The sequence below is a fragment of the Mesorhizobium sp. WSM4845 genome (assembly GCF_055811455.1).
The window spans coordinates 1-272 of record NZ_JBVVQA010000125.1; the positions used below are offsets into that span (position 1 = coordinate 1).

The following is a 272-nucleotide window of genomic DNA, read 5'->3' on the forward strand; positions in this document are numbered from 1 at the left end:
TACGGCATCTGGCTGAACAAGGACGCGTTCAGCAACATGCTGGGTCTCAACAGCACGACGGTCGCAACCGTAGAACCGCTGGTGAAGCCGAGCCCGGCCGAGCGGCCGGCTGCCGATGCTGCTGCAAGGGCCCCGGCCGCAGCGGCTCCAGCCGATGCCGAGGGCACAAAGTTCACCCAGCGGCTGACACCGGAGGGCGGTGAGGTCGATCCCGGCCCCGCTTCAGGACAAGGCGGCATCGGAGAGGGCGAATCCGTCGCAGCACTGACCAC

Annotated in this window: 1 pseudogene; it reads left to right on the forward strand. The window is 67.6% G+C overall.

The features are described 5' to 3' along the window. Positions 1-272, forward strand: a pseudogene (locus AC0L2C_RS34290) (hypothetical protein); the annotation flags it as partial.